Origin of the sequence: Klebsiella sp. Ech2A, assembly GCF_030078455.1 — a bacterium.
GTDB lineage: Bacteria > Pseudomonadota > Gammaproteobacteria > Enterobacterales > Enterobacteriaceae > Klebsiella > Klebsiella terrigena.
The window spans coordinates 1-16,067 of record NZ_JAQGFU010000101.1; the positions used below are offsets into that span (position 1 = coordinate 1).

A 16,067-nucleotide genomic window follows, 5' to 3' on the forward strand; every position below is an offset into this window, starting at 1 on the left:
AGCTTTGCGTGCAGACCGGCGATCGCGTCCTGCGCGGCCAGCCGCTTACCCGCGGCTGGGGAAAAATGCTGCCCGTTCACGCCCCGACGTCGGGTATCGTCAGCGCCATCGCTCCGCATTCGACGGCGCACCCCTCCGCGCTGGCGGAGATGAGCGTTATCATTGATGCCGATGGTGAAGACCGCTGGATTGAACGCGACGGCTGGAGCGACTACCAGAGCAAATCCCGCGAAGAGCTTATCGAGCGTATCCACCAGTTCGGCGTGGCCGGGCTGGGCGGCGCCGGCTTCCCCACCGGCATCAAGCTGCGCGGCGGCGGCGACAAAATCGACACCCTGATTATTAACGCCGCCGAATGCGAGCCCTACATCACCGCCGACGATCGTCTGATGCAGGACTGCGCGGCGCAGATTATCGACGGCATTCGCATCCTGGCCCATATTTTACAGCCGAGCCAGGTGCTGATCGGCATTGAAGACAACAAGCCGCAGGCAATCTCCATGCTGCGTGCGGTACTGAGCGATGCGCACGGCATCTCCCTGCGCGTGATCCCAACCAAATATCCCTCCGGCGGCGCTAAGCAGCTGACGCAGATCCTCACCGGTAAGCAGGTGCCCCACGGCGGCCGCTCTTCCGATATCGGGATCCTGATGCAAAACGTCGGTACCGCCTACGCGGTGAAACGCGCGGTGATCGACGGCGAACCGCTGACCGAGCGGGTGGTGACCTTAACCGGGGAAGCGGTTTCGCGTCCGGGCAACGTCTGGGCCCGGCTGGGCACGCCGGTGCGCCATCTTTTGGATGATGCCGGTTTCTGCCCCAGCGCTGAGCCGATGGTGATTATGGGCGGCCCGCTGATGGGCTTTACCCTCCCGTGGCTCGACGTGCCGGTGGTCAAAATTACCAACTGCCTGCTGGCCCCGTCGGCCAGCGAAATGGGCGAGGCGGAAGAGGAAAAGGGCTGCATTCGCTGTAGCGCCTGCGCCGATGCCTGCCCTGCCGATCTGCTGCCGCAGCAGCTGTACTGGTTTAGCAAAGGCCAGCAGCACGACAAGGCCACCACCCACAACCTGGCCGACTGCATTGAGTGCGGCGCCTGCGCCTGGGTCTGCCCGAGCAATATTCCGCTGGTGCAGTACTTCCGTCAGGAGAAGGCCGAGATCGCGGAGATTCGTCTGGAAGAGAAGCGCGCGGCGGAAGCCAAAGCCCGTTTTGAAGCCCGCCAGGCGCGTCTGGAGCGCGATAAGGCCGCGCGCCTCGAGCGGCATAAACAGTCCGCCGTGCAGCCCGCCGCCAAAGATAGCGCGGCGATTAACGCCGCCCTCGCCCGCGTGCGTGAAAAACAGCAGGACGCGGCGCAGCCGATCGTCGTTCAGGCGGGCGCTAAGCCGGACAACAGTGAAGCCATCGCCGCGCGCGAAGCGCGTAAAGCGCAGGCGCGCGCCCGTAAAAACGAACTGGCTGAGTCCGCGTCCGAGCCGTCGGCTGGCGCAGGTCTCGACCCGCGTAAGGCCGCGGTAGAGGCCGCCATCGCCCGGGCTAAGGCCCGCAAGGCCGAGCAGCAGCAGGCTGAGGCCACTACTGCCGCCCCGGAAGCTGAAGCCGTCGACCCGCGCAAGGCCGCGGTAGAGGCCGCCATCGCCCGCGCCAAGGCCCGCAAGGCCGAGCAGCAGCAGGCTGACGACGGCGGGTCCGCCGCCAATGACGATGCGCGCAAGGCTGCAGTCGCCGAAGCAATCGCCCGAGTTCAGGCCAGGAAAGCATCCCGGCAGGCAGTTAACGAGGATTAAATGGTTTTCAGAATCGCAAGCTCTCCCTATACCCACAACCAGCGCCAGACCTCGCGGATTATGCTGCTGGTGCTGCTCGCCGCCGTGCCAGGCATCGCGGTACAGACCTGGTTTTTCGGCTGGGGCACCGTGCTGCAGCTTATTCTCGCCGCCTTAACCGCCTGGGGAACCGAAGCCGCTATCCTCAAGCTGCGCAAGCAGAATGTTGCCGCTATTCTGGCCGACAACTCTGCGCTGCTGACCGGCCTGCTGCTGGCCGTCAGCATTCCGCCCCTGGCACCCTGGTGGATGGTGGTACTGGGTACCGCCTTTGCCGTGATCATCGCCAAGCAGCTGTACGGCGGGCTGGGACATAACCCCTTTAACCCGGCCATGATTGGCTACGTGGTGCTGCTGATCTCCTTCCCGGTGCAGATGACCTCCTGGCTGCCGCCGCAGGATATTGCGGCCCACATTCCAGGCTTTACCGACGCGCTGCGGGTCATTTTCACCGGCCACACCGCCGCCGGTGGCGATATGAACGCCCTGCGTCTCGGGGTCGACGGTATCAGCCAGGCCACGCCGCTGGACACCTTTAAAACCTCGCTGCACGCCGGCCATAAGGTACAGGAGATCCTCCAGTACCCGATTTTTGGCGGCGCTCTGGCAGGGCTTGGCTGGCAGTGGGTGAATATCGCTTATCTGGTCGGCGGGCTGTTCCTGCTGTGGCAGAAGACGATTCGCTGGCATATTCCGCTCAGCTTCCTGCTGAGCCTGGCCGTCTGCTCCACGCTCGGCTGGTTTTTCTCGCCGCAGAGCCTGGCCGCGCCGCAGATACATCTGCTGTCCGGCGCCACCATGCTCGGTGCGTTCTTTATTCTGACGGATCCGGTAACCGCCTCCACCACCAACCGCGGGCGCCTTATTTTCGGCGCGCTGGCAGGCCTGCTGGTGTGGCTGATTCGCAGCTTCGGCGGCTATCCTGACGGCGTAGCCTTCGCCGTGCTGCTGGCGAATATTACCGTTCCGTTGATTGATTACTACACGCGCCCCCGCGTGTACGGCCACCGCTGAGGACCCGTCATGTTAAAAAGCATGCGCAAACACGGCATCACGCTGGCACTTTTCGCCGCCGGCTCCACCGGCCTGACGGCGGCTATCAATGAGCTGACCAAATCGACGATTGAAGATCAGGCGTCCCGACAGCAAAAGGCGCTTTTTGACCAGGTGCTGCCGGCAGAGCTATATAATAACGATCTGCTGAAGAGCTGCTATCTGGCCTCCGCCCCGGCGCTGGGCAAAGGACAGCATAAGATCTGGATCGCTAAAAATAACGACATTCCGGTGGGCGCGGTTATGGAAACCACCGCGCCGGACGGCTACTCCGGGGCGATTCAGCTGCTGGTCGCCGCAGATTTTAAAGGCACCGTCCTCGGCGCCCGAGTCACCGAGCATCACGAGACGCCGGGCCTCGGGGATAAAATTGAGCTGCGTCTTTCTGACTGGATCACCTATTTTGCCGGCAAAGTTATTCATGGGCAGAACGACAGCCATTGGGCGGTTAAAAAAGACGGCGGCGATTTTGACCAGTTTACCGGTGCGACCATTACGCCGCGCGCGGTCGTCAACGCGGTTAAGCGTGCCGGCCTGTACGCACAAACGCTGCCAGCGCAGATTCCCGAATTCACCGCCTGCGGAGACTAGAGCATGAGCGAAGTAAAAGACGTTATTGTCCAAGGATTGTGGAAAAACAACTCCGCGCTGGTTCAGCTGCTGGGGATGTGCCCTCTGCTTGCCGTGACCTCGACCGCCACCAACGCGCTGGGGCTAGGGCTGGCCACCACCCTGGTGCTGACCCTCACCAACCTGACTATCTCCAGCCTGCGCCGCTGGACGCCGGCCGAAATCCGTATTCCCATTTACGTGATGATCATCGCCTCGGTGGTGAGCGTCGTGCAGATGCTGATTAACGCCTACGCCTACGGCCTCTACCAGTCGCTGGGGATTTTTATCCCGCTGATTGTGACCAACTGTATTGTCGTCGGTCGCGCCGAGGCATTCGCGGCGAAAAAGGGCCCGGCCCTCTCGGCGCTGGATGGTTTCGCGATTGGCATGGGGGCTACCTGCGCCATGTTTGTCCTCGGCTCGCTGCGGGAGATCATTGGCAACGGTACGCTGTTTGACGGCGCCGATAGCCTGCTCGGCGGCTGGGCGAAAGCGCTGCGCATCGAAGTCTTCCATACCGACACCCCGTTCCTGCTGGCGATGCTGCCGCCGGGGGCGTTTATCGGCCTCGGAATGATGCTGGCGGTCAAATATCTTATTGATGAGCGCGGCAAACAGCGTAAGGCCCAGGCGGCAATCGCCGAAATCCAGGTGGTCGCGCCCTCTGATGCCGCAGGGAAAGCCTGATGAATAAGAGCAAACGTCTGGAAATTCTGACCCGCCTGCGGGATAACGATCCGCATCCCACCACCGAGCTCAACTTCAGCTCGCCGTTTGAGCTGCTGATCGCGGTGCTGCTCTCGGCGCAGGCGACCGACGTCAGCGTCAATAAGGCGACCGCAAAGCTCTATCCTGTCGCCAATACTCCGGCGGCGATGCTCGACCTTGGCGTCGACGGGGTTAAGTCGTATATCAAAACCATCGGCCTGTTTAACAGCAAGGCCGAAAACGTCATTAAGACCTGCCGGATCCTGCTGGAGCAGCATAATGGCGAAGTCCCCGAGGACAGAGCCGCGCTGGAAGCGCTGCCCGGCGTCGGGCGCAAAACCGCCAACGTGGTGCTCAATACCGCCTTCGGCTGGCCGACGATTGCGGTCGATACGCATATTTTCCGCGTGTGTAACCGGACGCAATTTGCCCCCGGCAAGAACGTCGAGCAGGTTGAAGAGAAGCTGCTGAAGGTGGTTCCCGCCGAGTTTAAGGTGGACTGCCACCACTGGCTTATTCTTCACGGGCGCTATACCTGCATTGCCCGCAAGCCGCGCTGCGGCTCCTGCCTGATCGAAGACCTCTGCGAGTTCAAAGAAAAAGTCTACGCAGCCTGAAACCCGATAATACCATTACCCTGCCTGGGGTAATGGTTCTGTTCATGCCCCTTCATCCCTGCCACTTTCGCCATAATTTCGCCAGTTAACAGGGCGATCGTCTGCTTATATAACGCCCAGCCAGGTTAATCATTTTTTACGAAGAAAAAATTTCTATACATTTGTGATCCAGATCATCTGCGCAACTTAATGTTAATTTGTTGTTGCTCATTTGATAACGAAAGCCAGCAATTGCAATAGCGGGGCCCTTCTTACCAGGAGAATACCCCATCATTTTTTAGGATTATGGCCTATATCACTGGATTCAAGGCTAATCAGCAGAATATATCGCCTTTATCCGCCATCTCGCGGATGCGGACAGATAAAAATATCACCAATAGCAAATTAGTGAAGTTTAACTCTGCATAACATTTGAATGACTGGCGTATTATAATGCGTTGGTTATGTGTAACAGTTTATTACAAAGGTATTGCCTGAACGGTCAGGATAGTGAACATTACCTGCCGTTTTCCCTCCAGAATAACTATAAAGGCGGCGGTCGTCGAAGATTGCGCCCCGAACACCCCCCGTTAATATGGGATGTAAAAAAAGAGGTATATGTGTCAACTGCAAACAATAAACCAGCAGAAAGCGTGAGTTTGAACGCTTTCAAGCAGCCGAAGTCGTTCTATCTGATCTTCTCGATCGAATTATGGGAGCGTTTTGGTTATTACGGCCTGCAAGGGATCATGGCCGTTTACCTGGTAAAACAGCTGGGTATGTCAGAAGCGGATTCTATTACACTCTTCTCCTCCTTCAGCGCGCTGGTCTACGGCCTCGTGGCTATCGGCGGCTGGCTGGGCGATAAAGTGCTCGGCACCAAGCGCGTCATTATGCTGGGGACTATCGTCCTGGCTATCGGCTACGCGCTGGTCGCGTACTCCGGACATGACGCCGCTATCGTTTATATGGGTATGGCGACTATCGCCGTCGGTAACGGCCTGTTTAAGGCGAACCCGTCCTCCCTGCTCTCTACCTGCTATGAGAAAGACGACCCGCGTCTGGACGGTGCATTTACCATGTACTATATGTCCATCAACATCGGTTCGTTCTTCTCTATGCTGGCGACTCCGTGGCTGGCAGCGAAGTTCGGCTGGAGTATCGCCTTCTCCCTGAGCTTTGTCGGCATGCTGATTACGCTTGTGAACTTTATGTTCTGCAAGAAATGGGTGAAAAACTACGGTTCTAAACCCGACTTCGCGCCGGTTCACTACGGCAAGCTGCTGGCGACTATCGTGGGCGTGGTTATCCTGGTGGTGATTGCTACCTGGCTGCTGCACAACCAGGGCATCGCCCGTATGGTTCTGGGCGTGGTCGCGCTGGGTATCGTCATCATCTTCGCCAAAGAAGCTATCGCCCTGAAGGGTGCCGCGCGTCGTAAGATGATTGTCGCCTTCATTCTGATGGTGCAGGCGATCGTCTTCTTCGTCCTTTACAGCCAGATGCCGACTTCTCTGAACTTCTTCGCCATCCGCAACGTTGAGCACGCCATTATGGGCATCAGCTTCCAGCCGGAGCAGTTCCAGGCGCTGAACCCGTTCTGGATCATGGTTGGTAGCCCGATTCTGGCCGCCATCTATAACAAGATGGGCGACCGTCTGCCGATGCCGCACAAGTTCGCTATCGGGATGATCCTGTGCTCTGGCGCATTCCTGGTGCTGCCGCTGGGCACCAAGTTCGCCAGCGATGCCGGTATCGTGTCGGTAAACTGGCTGATCCTGAGCTACGCGCTGCAGAGTATCGGTGAGCTGATGATTTCCGGCCTCGGCCTGGCCATGGTTGCTCAGCTGGTTCCGCAGCGTCTGATGGGCTTCATCATGGGCAGCTGGTTCCTGACCACCGCGGGTGCGGCAATTATTGCCGGTAAGATTGCTAACCTGATGGCCGTTCCGGAAAACGTGACCGACCCGCTGGTTTCTCTGAACGTTTACGGCCACGTCTTCCTGCAGATTGGTATCGTGACGGCCGTTATCGCCGCGCTGATGCTGCTGACGGCGCCGAAGCTGAATCGCATGACGCTGGACGACGATAGCGTCGTGAAAGAGCGCGAAGCGGCAACCGCCTAATCGCGTCGGGAAAACCATTTGATATAAGCCGCTAACCTGCCGTTAGCGGCTTTTTTTTTGCCTGTGGGCGGACTAACATACAGAAAACTGCAGCCACGAGGAGTTACCGATGAAACTGTTCTACAAACCCGGCGCCTGTTCTCTTGCTTCGCATATCGCCCTGCGCGAAAGCGGGCTGGACTTCACCTTACAGGGCGTTGACCTGATGAAAAAACGCCTTGAAAACGGGGAGGATTACCTGCTGATTAACCCGAAAGGCCAGGTTCCGGCGCTGCTGCTTGACGACGATCTCCTGCTGACGGAAGGGGTGGCGATTATGCAGTACATTGCCGATCGCGTCCCGGACCGGCAGCTGCTGGCTCCGGTGGGCACCGTTGCCCGCTACCAGACTCTGGAATGGCTCAACTACGTTGCCACCGAGCTGCACAAAGGCTTCACCCCGCTGTTTCGTCCTGATACGCCGGAGGATTACAAACCGACGGCGCGCGCGCAGCTGGAGAAGAAGCTGCAGTATATTGACGAATCGCTGCAGGATAAGCAGTGGCTCAACGGCCATCGCTTCACCATCGCCGATGGCTACCTGTTTACCGTACTGCGCTGGGCGTACGCGGTGAAGCTGAATATGGAAGGCTATCGTCATATCGGGGCGTGGATGAAGCACATCGCTGCGCGCCCGTCGGTGGCGGCTGCGCTGGAAGCGGAAGGTCTGAAGTAAGATTGATGTCCCTGCCCGGACGCGATTCCGGGCAGACTATCGGCGCCTAGAGCTGCGTGGCGCTGAAGAGATGCTCCGGCTGCGCAATGCGATCCTGCGCCGCTACGACCTGCAGCTCGTACTCCTGCATTCCTTTAGTCGTCAGCATAATTTCGTATACCGCAGCGGTGACGTGCTCCAGCGCATCGCGCAGGCTCGCTCCCTGCAGCAGCTTCACCAGCAGCAGGCCGCTGGTCACATCCCCGACGCCTACCGGCTGACGCAGGCCAAAGTCCACCAGCGGACGGCTGATATGCCAGGCTTCGTCACGGGTCACCAGCAGCATTTCAAAACGATCCATGCTAATCCCGGCGCGCGAGAGATGCTTCACCAGCACCACTTCCGGCCCCTGAGCAATCAGCTCGCGCGCGGCGGCTACCGCTTCGCTGACGTTCGCCACCGGATGTTCGCAGAGAATTTCCAGCTCCAGCAGGTTCGGCGCGATAATGTCGCTGGCAGGCAGCGCATGGCGCACGTGAAACTCGGCCACCCCCGGCGCGACGATACAGCCCTTTTCAGGATGGCCCATCACCGGATCGCAAAAATACTTTGCCGCCGGATTGGCCGCTTTCACCTGACGAACAATCCCGAGAATATGTTCGCCCTGTTCCGCCGATCCCAGATAGCCGCTGAGCACCGCGTCGCAGCGCTGAAGCTGATTAATATCAGCGATGCCCTGTACGATTTCGCTCAGGTGCGCCGGCGGCATAACGCAGCCGGTCCATTTACCGTACTGGGTATGGTTTGAGAACTGCACGGTGTTGAGGGGCCAGACGTTGGCGCCAAGGCGGCGCATTGGAAACTCGGCGGCGCTATTGCCGGCATGGCCAAACACAACGTGGGACTGGATGGCGAGGATATTCTTCATCTTGGATACCTGACAGCAAAAAATAAGGGGCGTGGTTTCCCACGCCCCTGCCTTTACGCAATTACTTCCAGCAGACCAGACAGTAATTTTTCTTACCGCGGCGCAGTAAGGTATAGCGACCAAACAGGCGGTCGCCGTCGCCAAAGACGTACTCCGGGTCGGCCTGTTTTTCACCGTTGATGGTCACCGCGTTGGAGGCGATGGTTTTACGCGCCTGGCCGCGGGACGGCTGCAGCTCGGAATCCACCAGCGCCTGCATCAGGTCGGCGCCCTGTTCCATTTCAATCATCGGCACGCCGTCCTGCGCCAGCTGCTCGAAGTCCGCTTCGCTCAGCTCGCTCAGGTTGCCGTTAAACAGGCTCTCGGTAATGCGCTTAGCGGCGATCAGCCCCTCTTCACCGTGAACCAGACGCGTAACCAGTTCCGCCAGCACGTACTGCGCGCGCGGCGCCTTACCGCTGTTCTTGTCTTCTTCCTCGAGGGCATTGATCTCGGCAATGTCCATAAAGGTGAAGAACTTCAGGAAGCGATAGACGTCGGCATCCGCGGTGTTGATCCAGAACTGATAGAATTTGTACGGACTGGTTTTCTTCGGATCCAGCCATACCGCGCCGCCTTCGGTCTTACCGAACTTGGTGCCGTCCGCTTTGGTGATCAGCGGAACGGTCAGACCAAATACCTGGTTCTGATGCAGGCGACGGGTCAGGTCGATACCGGAGGTAATGTTACCCCACTGATCCGAACCACCGATTTGCAGCGCAACCCCATGCAGTTCGTTCAGGCACGCGAAGTCATAGCCCTGCAGCAGGTTGTAGGAGAACTCGGTAAAGGAGATGCCCTGATCGTCACGGTTCAGACGCTGCTTAACCGCTTCTTTATTGATCATCTGATTGACGGAGAAATGCTTGCCGATATCACGCAGGAAGGTCAGCACGTTCATGCCGCCAAACCAGTCGTAGTTATTCGCGGCAATAGCCGAGTTGTCACCGCAGTCAAAGTCGAGGAAAGGCGCGACCTGTTTGCGAATTTTATCAACCCACTCCTGCACCGTGTCTTCGGTGTTCAGTTTACGCTCGGCGGCTTTAAAGCTCGGGTCACCAATCAGACCGGTCGCACCACCCACCAGCGCCACAGGCTTATGGCCTGCCTGCTGGAAGCGTTTCAGGCATAACAATGGAACAAGATGCCCCAAGTGCAAGCTGTCGGCGGTAGGATCGAAGCCGCAATAGAGCGCGATCGGGCCTTGCGCCAGTCGCTCTGCTAACGCTTCCTCGTCCGTCACCTGGGCTACCAGCCCCCGCTCTTGCAATTGTTTAATCAAGTTACTGCTTGCCATCAAATTCTCCATGTATAAACGACTGCACCTTTGCCGGTACACGACTTTTCGCCAGACGCGAAAAAATACTGCACAAAATGATTCAGGCTGCATCACAGCGGCAAGCGTGGGGATCCTCTGGCGCTTACGCGGGTAAGCTACCGGAGCGAGCAGGCACGGATGGCTACGATGCAGCGTGAAAAATGAAGCCTATAGAATAAAGCGCCGGGGAACGTAGCACCAGCGCTTAAAACAACATTTTGCGTCCTTTATGGCGCCAGACGGTCGATTTGCCAGCCTTCGTTTTGCCGCTGGTACAGAAAACGATCGTGCAGACGATGCTCGCCGCCCTGCCAGAACTCCATCTGCTCGATGTTGACGCGGAACCCGCCCCAGAAGCTCGGCAGCGGCACTTCGCCCTGCTGGAACTTTTGCTTCAGCTCAAGGAATTTGCTTTCAAGGATGCCGCGGGCAGAAATGCGGCTCGACTGCTGGGAGACCCAGGCGCCGATCTGGCTATCGCGCGGGCGGCTGTGGAAGTACTTCACCACTTCCAGCGTCGACAGACGTTCAGCTTTGCCGGTGACCATCACCTGGCGCTCCAGCATATGCCACGGAAACAGCAGGCTGACGCGGGGATTTTTTTCGATCTGGTGCGCTTTACGGCTGCCGAGGTTGGTATAAAACACCAGCCCCTTTTCGTCATAGTGCTTTAGCAGCACGATGCGCTGGTAGGGCTGGCCGCTGTCATCAACGGTGGCCACCACCATCGCCGTGGGGTCGGCCAGGCGGGCATCGCAGGCCTGTCGGAGCCAGCGCTCAAACAGCGTCAGCGGTTCGGCGGGAAGATCGTGGCGACGCAGGCCGCCACGGGTATACTCTCGGCGCAGATGCGCGATTTGCTGCAATTCGTCGTTGTCTGACATGGCCATTGAGAAAAGAGTCTTCGGGTGGCGTTATTGTGCGCCCCCGGGACGGAAATCTCAACGTTTGGCGGTTTGCAGCTGGCAGTTTTCCAGCACCACGCGGTCGTGCTTGTAGACGGTAGCGCCGTCGCCTTTTGACCAGAAGACGTAGACGCCGTCGGTGTAGCGAGCCCCCGACGCCGAGAGCCCCTGCTGCAGATTCAGCTGCTGGTTATCGTAAATGAAGCTCACCTGCTGGCGGACGTTATTGAGATGAACGGTCAGCGGTTTCTGATCGCACTGATACTCCAGCGTATCGGTCTGCATGCGCTCGGCAAACTGATTGTAATAGCTGCAGCCTGCGAGCATAAAAGGGATCACTGCGATAAGGATTTTTTTCATTTGGTTGCCTTCGACTTTCCCGGTCCAGGAGGGTATTGACCCTCCACTCACTTCATCCAGTTTACCGGTTAATAAAATAGAGCGAGTTCAGTTAACTCTGATTCTGCGGCGCATTCGCCGGGAAAATAGCGCCGAGGATGGAGGCTTCACTGGCGCCGGTCACCGACGGCAGGTTGCCGGGCAGCCCGGAGATAGTCCGCCACGCCAGCCACGCAAAGGCCAGCGCTTCCATATCGTCACCGCTGATCCCCGCCGCGTCGGTGGTAGAGACCTCCGTACCCGGCAGCAGCGCCGCCAGCCGCGCCATCAGCAGCGGATTCCGCGCCCCGCCGCCGCACACCAGCAGCCGCTCGCAGCCGCCGCTGAGCAGCACCTGCTCGGCGATCGTCACCGCGGTAAGCTCCGTCAGGGTGGTCTGAACGTCCTGCGCGCTGACGCCGGGATAGCGCGCCAGATGCCGCGTCAGCCAGCCGTAGTTGAAGTATTCGCGGCCGGTACTCTTCGGTGCGGGCAGCGCGAACCACGGATCGCTGAGCATATCCTGCAGCAGCGGCAGCAGCACCTTACCTTCGCTGGCCCACTGCGCATCTTTATCGTACGGCTTGCCGCACTGGCGCCAGATCCACGCGTCCATCAGCATGTTGCCGGGACCGGTGTCGTAGCCGCGTACCGGCAGGCCGGGCGCCAGCAGCGAGAGGTTGGCGATGCCGCCGACGTTGAGCACCATCCTGCGCTCGACCGGATGGGCCAGCAGCGCGTGGTGAAAGGCCGGAACCAGCGGCGCGCCCTGCCCCCCAAGCGCCATATCGCGACGGCGAAAATCCCCCACCACCGTGATGCCGGTATGGGCGGCAATCTGGTTGTTGTCGCCGATCTGCAGGGTATTAGGCGCATCGCCCATCGGCTCGTGCCAGACCGTCTGGCCGTGGCAGCCAATCGCAACAATCTCCGAGGCCTGCAGATTCTCCTGGCGCATTAACGCCCGCACCGCATCGGAAAACAGCCGCCCCAGGCGCATATCAAGCTGCCCCAGCTGCGATAAGGTGAGCGTCTGTCCCTGACAGATGGCCAGAATCTCTTCTTTTATAGCAACGGGGATGGGATAAGACAGGCTGGCCTGCTGGGCCACAATACTTTCATTAATTACCGCCAGAACAACGTCGATGCCATCCAGGCTGGTGCCGGACATTACGCCAATATAGCGACCTGATTTCATACGCCTTCCTTCATTCCATGACTCTGGTATAGCGACACTCCATCATAAAGACGGGGTCATTGCTATGGGACAATAATTTTTTTAACACTAAAACGGATAAACCTTAAAGCGTTCCGGCTGTCAGATAATCAGGTTTTAGCCGCTTTCAAACGGCGCCAAAGCCTGAGCAGAGAAGTCCGAAGCCTCGTGGTTATCAACGCGGCGCTTCGCGTAAAGCGCGTACGTTTAGCTACGGTTAAGACGTCTGTGCTTATTATTTTTTGTATTGTCCATGCGGAAGCTATGCCAGCCGACGCTTAAATGCCATATAATTGACCACATGGAAGTTCAACAGAACACTATTTGGTGAAGGAGATTCATAAATGATTTTACGTGTTTTGGCTGTCTCGATGATTGGTTTTACTCTTGCGGGCTGCGTGAGCAGCAGCGGCCTTTCCGGTGATGTTTACTCCGCATCCCAAGCCAAACAGGTCCAGAGCGTAACCTACGGCACCATCGTTCATACCCGCGCGGTGCAGATCCAGAGCGGCGATGACAGCAACGCAATCGGTGCTATCGGCGGCGCGGTTCTGGGTGGATTCCTCGGTAACACCATCGGTGGCGGCACGGGCCGTTCGCTGGCAACGGCGGCAGGCGCTGTGGCGGGCGGCGTAGCCGGCCAGGGCGTGCAGGGCGCAATGAATAAAACCCAGGGCGTCGAGCTGGAAATCCGTAAGGACGACGGCAACACCATTCTGGTGGTCCAGAAACAGGGCAGCACCCCGTACTCCGTCGGCCAGCGCGTGGCGATTGCCGGCAGCGGCAGCCAGGTCACCGTTTCCCCGCGTTAATATTTTTCATGCGGCCTTTCGGGGCCGCATTATTTCAGCAGAATATTAACCTCACGAAGACGGCTAATTAATCGGCCGCCGCCTCTAATATAACCCGCTCATTTAAACGCCCTATCTTTACGTCTCCGCAATGGCTATCACTTCAGGCCATATATTATTACTGCGAGATCGTCAGCCCCACGCGATGAAACCCTACAGCACAGCGTGTTTTATTGGGCCGCCGTTGACGGTAGCCTGAGCGCCGAGGAGTGCGTGAAGCGTGCGGATACGGCAATGTATGAAGCGAAAAACCGCGTCGTCGTGTGGAGTGAGGCGAAGTAAAAGATGAAGGGCCTTGAGAGATCAAGGCCCTGGACAGGTTAATCTTTTGCCTGGAGGTCCAGAATATTGTGTTCCAGTTTGCGAATCAAACCGAGCAGCATTTCAACCTCTTGCGTCGAGACGCCGGCCAGAATTTCATCGCGCGTTTTGCTGATAACCTCTTCCATCTCATTGATCAACGGCTCCGCTTTTTCCGTCAACCGAATACGCTTCGCCCGGCGGTCGTTGGCGCAGGTCTGGCGAGAAATAAGACCTTTCTCCTCCAGCTGATCCAGCGTACGCACCAAAGAGGGCTGCTCAATTCCGATGGCTTTCGCCAGCTGAATCTGCGACTGCTCGGGCGGCAGCTGATGGATGTTATGCAGCGTGACCCAGTGCGTCTGCGTTAACTCCAGAGGTTTCAGGCGATGGTCGATCAGCGCGCGCCAGACGCGCACTAAACGTGCCAGATCAGAACCCAGTGGCGATTCCAATTTCATCTCCTTATAATTAGCTTGCTAAGTTATTATACTGATTTTAGAATAGTGTGCAGCATTTAAATAATCAAAACAAATGAATTACCTGATTCACTAATATGAAAACAATGATTTACAATGCAAATAATAGCATTACCTGACATTCTCCCTGCAACGGCAAAGGATTTTTGCTTGTGAAACTGAGTCTTAACGCTTGCGGATTGTCGCTCCAGGACCTGGTGTTTGGCGCTTCTATCTATTTCCCTCCCTTGTTTAAAGCCGTCCTGCTGGGATTCTTTCTCTGGCTGGTGCTGCATCGTCAGCTGCGCGACTGGATGTACGCCGGCGACATCTGGCACCCGCTGCTGATGGATCTCTCCCTGTTTGCGCTTTCAGTGTGTCTTGCACTGGTTCTGTTGACCGTCTGGTAATGTTAACTCGATGAAAAAACTAAAATACTTCTCAACTTTACTGATTGTTGCGCTGGCGATTATTGCCGCCTGGCTGGTCTGGAACTACTACACCCAATCGCCGTGGACCCGCGACGGCAAGGTGCGCGCCGAGCAGGTCGGCATCACGCCTCAGGTCTCCGGCAGCATCCTGCAGCTCAACGTCCGCGATAACCAGCTGGTGAAAGCCGGAGACGTGCTGTTTAAGATCGATGACACCCCCTATCGTATTGCCCTACTCGACGCCCAGGCGCAGCTGGCCAAAACCCGCGCCGATCTGGCGAAAGCCAGGGTGGAGCAGTCGAAAGCCGCCAGCGACGCCGCCCGCCGCCGAAATCTGTCGCGCAACGTGATTTCCGCCGAAGATCTTGAAAGCGCCGGCACCGCGCTGAGTACCGCGAACGCGGTCCTCGAAGCGGCCAAAGCCGTAACCGGCGTCGCCCAGGCCAGCCTCGAACACGCCCAGTGGCAGCTTAGCCAGACCCTGATTAAGGCGCCGGTTGACGGCTGGGTCACCAATCTCTCCACCCGCGTGGGGGACTACGCCTCCGTTGGCCGCCCTCTGTTCGCGCTGGTAGACAGCCATTCGTTCTACGTTATTGGCTATTTTGAAGAAACCAAGCTGCGCCATATCCGCGCCGGCGATAGCGCCGAGGTTATTCTGTATAGCAGCAAGCAAAAGTTACAAGGTCACGTCTCCAGCATTGGCCGCGCCATTGTTGACCAAAGCGTTGAAAGCGGCAGCGGGCTGGTGGCGGACATTAAACCGAATATTCCCTGGGTTCGCCTGGCCCAGCGGGTGCCGGTACGCATCGAGCTGAACGACCTGCCGCCGGAGACAACGCTTATCTCCGGTACCACCTGCACCGTCTCCATTGGCCGCCCATAGTGAACGTGCAGGCCCTGACGTGGCGCGCGCTTCCGTGGGTTAAGGCCAGCCGGGCGCAGTGGCGGTACGCCCTGCGCAACGGCATTGCCATGTGCCTGGCGCTGAGCGTTGCCTACTGGCTGAACCTGGATGAACCCTACTGGGCGATGACCTCGGCGGCGGTGGTCAGCTTTCCTACCGTCGGCGGCGTTATCAGCAAAAGCTTTGGCCGCATCGCCGGCAGCCTGCTCGGCGCCTGCGCCGCCCTGCTGCTGGCCGGCCATACGCTGAACGATCCGTGGCTGTTTTTATTCAGCATCTCGGCGTGGATCGCGGTCTGCACCTGGGCCTGCGCGATGTACACCAACAACGTGGCCTACGCTTTCCAGCTTGCCGGCTATACCTGCGCCATTATTGCCTTCCCGGTCATCAACGTGACCGACGCCAACGAACTGTGGACCATCGCCCAGTCGCGCGTTTGCGAGGTCATCGTCGGGATCCTGTGCGGTGGAGTCATGATGATGATCCTGCCCAGCACCTCCGACGGCACCACGCTGCTGACGGCGCTAAAAAATATGCACGCCCGCCTGCTGGAACACGCCAGCCTGCTGTGGGTGCCGGAAACCACCGATGCGATTCGCACCGCCCACGAAAGCGTTATTGGCCAGATCCTCACCATGAACCTGCTGCGCATTCAGGCCTTCTGGAGCCACTACCGCTTCCGTCGGCAGAACCCGCTGCTGAACTATTTGCTGGACCA

Annotated in this window: 17 protein-coding genes; 11 read left to right on the top strand and 6 right to left on the bottom strand. The window is 58.4% G+C overall.

Going from position 1 to position 16,067, the window contains the following annotated elements:
* The 7 genes from rsxC to gstA all read left to right on the top strand — a co-directional run.
* Positions 1 to 1,790 (top strand): electron transport complex subunit RsxC (gene rsxC / locus PFH44_RS17195; RefSeq protein WP_283825635.1); only part of this gene is annotated, 1,790 nt, incomplete at its 5' end.
* Complete coding sequence (rsxD, locus tag PFH44_RS17200) at positions 1,791 to 2,843, top strand: electron transport complex subunit RsxD (RefSeq protein WP_283825636.1); 1,053 nt, start codon at positions 1,791 to 1,793, stop codon at positions 2,841 to 2,843. It abuts the gene before it with no gap.
* Positions 2,844 to 2,852: 9 nt separating this feature from the next.
* Positions 2,853 to 3,473 carry an electron transport complex subunit RsxG gene (rsxG, locus tag PFH44_RS17205; protein ID WP_283825637.1) on the top strand — a complete coding sequence of 207 codons (621 nt, stop codon included), beginning with the start codon at positions 2,853 to 2,855 and terminating at the stop codon, positions 3,471 to 3,473.
* Between the two features lie 3 nt (positions 3,474 to 3,476).
* Positions 3,477 to 4,181: an electron transport complex subunit E gene (locus tag PFH44_RS17210; RefSeq protein WP_283825638.1), complete on the top strand. Its 705-nt coding sequence runs from the start codon at positions 3,477 to 3,479 to the stop codon at positions 4,179 to 4,181.
* Positions 4,181 to 4,819, top strand: coding sequence for an endonuclease III (nth, locus tag PFH44_RS17215; protein WP_045858543.1), 639 nt, complete (start codon positions 4,181 to 4,183; stop codon positions 4,817 to 4,819). Before PFH44_RS17210 ends, nth begins: the two co-directional genes overlap by 1 nt.
* A gap of 599 nt (positions 4,820 to 5,418) precedes the next feature.
* The gene (dtpA, locus tag PFH44_RS17220) at positions 5,419 to 6,924 is read left to right on the top strand and encodes a dipeptide/tripeptide permease DtpA (RefSeq protein ID WP_283825639.1); all 1,506 of its coding nucleotides are present in this window, start codon (positions 5,419 to 5,421) and stop codon (positions 6,922 to 6,924) included.
* A gap of 109 nt (positions 6,925 to 7,033) precedes the next feature.
* Positions 7,034 to 7,639: a glutathione transferase GstA gene (gene gstA, locus PFH44_RS17225; RefSeq protein ID WP_045858549.1), complete on the top strand. Its 606-nt coding sequence runs from the start codon at positions 7,034 to 7,036 to the stop codon at positions 7,637 to 7,639.
* 46 nt (positions 7,640 to 7,685) lie between these two features.
* Here gstA and pdxY read toward each other — a convergent pair whose 3' ends face one another.
* From pdxY to anmK, 5 genes are all read right to left on the bottom strand, one after another.
* Entirely contained in the window at positions 7,686 to 8,546 is an 861-nt protein-coding gene (gene pdxY / locus PFH44_RS17230; protein WP_283825640.1) for a pyridoxal kinase PdxY, read from the bottom strand.
* Positions 8,547 to 8,607: 61 nt separating this feature from the next.
* On the bottom strand, positions 8,608 to 9,882 hold the full coding sequence (tyrS, locus tag PFH44_RS17235; RefSeq protein ID WP_283825641.1) for a tyrosine--tRNA ligase: 1,275 nt from the start codon (positions 9,880 to 9,882) through the stop codon (positions 8,608 to 8,610).
* A 248-nt stretch (positions 9,883 to 10,130) separates the two neighbouring features.
* Positions 10,131 to 10,787, bottom strand: coding sequence for a pyridoxamine 5'-phosphate oxidase (gene pdxH / locus PFH44_RS17240; protein WP_045859593.1), 657 nt, complete (start codon positions 10,785 to 10,787; stop codon positions 10,131 to 10,133).
* Positions 10,788 to 10,844: 57 nt separating this feature from the next.
* On the bottom strand, positions 10,845 to 11,168 hold the full coding sequence (mliC, locus tag PFH44_RS17245) for a C-type lysozyme inhibitor (RefSeq protein WP_041145832.1): 324 nt from the start codon (positions 11,166 to 11,168) through the stop codon (positions 10,845 to 10,847).
* A gap of 91 nt (positions 11,169 to 11,259) precedes the next feature.
* A complete protein-coding gene (anmK, locus tag PFH44_RS17250; protein ID WP_283825642.1) occupies positions 11,260 to 12,384 on the bottom strand; it encodes an anhydro-N-acetylmuramic acid kinase in 1,125 nt (374 codons plus the stop codon).
* Between the two features lie 362 nt (positions 12,385 to 12,746).
* Between anmK and slyB the strand changes: the two genes are divergently transcribed.
* The gene (slyB, locus tag PFH44_RS17255) at positions 12,747 to 13,214 is read left to right on the top strand and encodes an outer membrane lipoprotein SlyB (protein WP_283825643.1); all 468 of its coding nucleotides are present in this window, start codon (positions 12,747 to 12,749) and stop codon (positions 13,212 to 13,214) included.
* Between the two features lie 359 nt (positions 13,215 to 13,573).
* On the opposite strand, the gene slyA is transcribed toward slyB, so the two are convergent.
* Entirely contained in the window at positions 13,574 to 14,014 is a 441-nt protein-coding gene (slyA, locus tag PFH44_RS17260; protein ID WP_071844932.1) for a transcriptional regulator SlyA, read from the bottom strand.
* A gap of 170 nt (positions 14,015 to 14,184) precedes the next feature.
* Here slyA and PFH44_RS17265 point away from each other — a divergent pair, with 170 nt between their 5' ends.
* The 3 genes from PFH44_RS17265 to PFH44_RS17275 all read left to right on the top strand — a co-directional run.
* Positions 14,185 to 14,421, top strand: a complete 237-nt coding sequence (locus tag PFH44_RS17265) for a DUF1656 domain-containing protein (protein ID WP_045858559.1) — start codon at positions 14,185 to 14,187, stop codon at positions 14,419 to 14,421.
* A gap of 10 nt (positions 14,422 to 14,431) precedes the next feature.
* Entirely contained in the window at positions 14,432 to 15,328 is an 897-nt protein-coding gene (locus tag PFH44_RS17270) for an efflux RND transporter periplasmic adaptor subunit (RefSeq protein ID WP_283825644.1), read from the top strand.
* Positions 15,328 to 16,067 (top strand): FUSC family protein (locus tag PFH44_RS17275; RefSeq protein ID WP_283825645.1); only part of this gene is annotated, 740 nt, incomplete at its 3' end. The genes PFH44_RS17270 and PFH44_RS17275, both read left to right, overlap by 1 nt.